Genomic DNA, 2,429 nt, shown 5'->3' with positions numbered 1-2,429 from the left:
ACCGAGACCACGATCGGTGTGGTCACGACGCGTCTGACGGCCGAGGGGGTGGCCGACGGTGTGGTGCCGGTCGGTACGCCGGCGGCCAACACGCGTGCCTACGTGCTCGACGCCGCGCTGCGACCCGTCGGACCGGGAGTCGTGGGCGAGCTGTACGTCGCGGGCGCCCAGCTCGCACGCGGCTACGTGCGTCGCCCCGACCTCACCTCGGAACGGTTCGTCGCCTGCCCGTACGGCGACGCCGGGGTGCGCATGTACCGCACGGGCGACCGCGCACGGTGGACGTCCGACGGCCGGCTGGTGTTCCTGGGCCGCGCCGACGACCAGGTGAAGATCCGCGGCTTCCGGGTCGAGCCGGGCGAGATCCAGACCGTGTTGACCGCGCATCCGCAGGTCGCTCAGGCGGCGGTGATCGCCCGTGAGGACACCCCCGGTGACTCGCGTCTGGTCGCCTACCTCGTCCCCGCGGACGAGGACGCGGACATGGCCGAACTGACCGCCACGGTCAAGGAGTTCACCGCGCAGCGGCTCCCGGGGCACATGGTTCCGTCGGCCGTGGTCACCCTCGACGCGCTGCCGCTGACGAGCAACGGCAAGCTCGACCGCAAGGCGCTGCCCGCACCGGCCGGCGCCACCACGGCAGGCACGGGCCGCGCGCCGGCCAACGCCCGCGAGGAGATCCTGTGCGCCGCGTTCGCCGAAGTCATCGGACTCGACCAGGTCGGTGTCGATGACGACTTCTTCGATCTCGGCGGCCACTCCCTGCTCGCCGTGCGCCTCGTCAGCCGCCTCAGGGTGGCGCTCGGCGTCGAACTCGAGGTCCGTGCCCTGTTCGACACCCCGACGGTGGCCGGACTCGCCGCCCACATCGACGAGGCCGTGCAGGCCAGGACTGCCCTGACGGCGCGGGAGCGCCCGGAGCGAGTGCCGCTGTCCTACGCTCAGCGCCGTCTTTGGTTCATCAGCGAGTTGGAGGGCCCGAGCCCGACCTACAACATCCCCGTCGCCGTGCGCATGACCGGCGCCGTGGACACCGCCGCTCTGAACGCCGCGCTGCGAGACGTGATCGGCCGCCACGAGGTGCTCCGCACGGTCATTGCGACGGTGGACGGTGAGCCCTGCCAGCGCGTCCTCGATGTCGAGGACCTGGAGTGGGACCTGTACGTGACCGAGGTGCCGAAGACCGGTCTGGCCACCGCGATCGGCGACGCCGCACGGTATGCCTTCGACCTCTCCACTGAAGTGCCGGTCCGCGCATGGCTGTTCTCGGACGGCCCGGAGGACCACGTGCTGGTCGTGACCATCCACCACATCGCCGGTGACGGCTGGTCGACCCGGCCGCTGGCACGGGACGTGTCGGTGGCGTACGAGGCGCGATGCGCGGGGCACGCCCCGGCGTGGGAGCCGCTGCCGGTGCAGTACGCCGACTACGCGCTGTGGCAGCGCGAACTCCTCGGCGACGAGGAAGACCCCGACAGTCCCATGGCCCGGCAGATCGCCTACTGGAGGGAAGCCCTGGCAGGCGCTCCGGAGGAGCTGGAGCTGCCCTACGATCACCCGCGCCCCGCGGTCGCCGGCTACCAGGGGCACTCCGTGCCGCTGGAGATCCCGGCCGAGGTCCACGCACGTCTCGTGGAGGTGGCCCGCGCCGAAGGCGTGACTGTGGCGATGGCGCTCCAGGCCGCGCTGGCCCTGCTCCTGTCCGACCTGGGCGCGGGCACCGACATCCCCATCGGTTCGCTGAACGCCGGCCGTACCGATGAAGCTCTCGACGACCTGGTCGGGTTCTTCGTCAACACGTTGGTGCTGCGTACGGACCTGTCCGGAAACCCGACGTTCCGCGGGCTCCTGTCACGGGTGCGCGAAGCGGGTCTGTCCGCATTCGCCCACCAGGACGTGCCGTTCGAACGTCTGGTTGAGGACCTGGCTCCGACGCGCTCTCTGGCCAGGCACCCGCTGTTCCAGGTCGTGCTCGCCGTGCAGAACAACGCCGAGGCGGTGCTGGACCTGCCGGGCCTGCGCACCGGCGGAACCCCGGCGGCGCAGAGCGCCGGCACTGCGGTGGCCAAGTTCGACCTGGACGTGAGCGTCGGCGAGACCTTCGACGCCCACGGGGAACCGGCGGGGCTCCGCGGCATGCTGATCGTGGCAGCGGACCTCTTCGAGCCCGCTACCGCCGCACGGTTCGCGGGGTACTTCGCCCGTGTCCTGGAAACCGCCACCGCCGAACCGGACCGGCCGCTGAGCGCTGTCGGGGTGCTGGACGAGAGTGAGCGGCGCCGGGTTCTGGTGGAGTGGAACGACACGGCGGTTGAGATGCCGCGGGTCACTGTGCCGGAGTTGTTCGAGGCGCGGGTGGCGCGGACGCCGGATGCGGTTGCTGTGGTGTTCGAGGGTGTTGAGGTGTCGTATGCGGAGTTGGATGCGCG

At 71.3% G+C, this 2,429-nt stretch carries 1 protein-coding gene; it reads left to right on the top strand.

What is annotated here, in order from left to right; all coding sequences use genetic code 11:
- Positions 1-2,429 (top strand): condensation domain-containing protein (locus ACZ4LX_RS38050; protein ID WP_467651985.1); only part of this gene is annotated, 2,429 nt, incomplete at both ends.

The sequence above is a fragment of the Streptomyces sp. NPDC026062 genome, assembly GCF_055568375.1.
The sequence above is the reverse complement of the archived record's forward strand: the minus strand, read 5'-3'. Positions and strand labels throughout refer to the sequence as shown.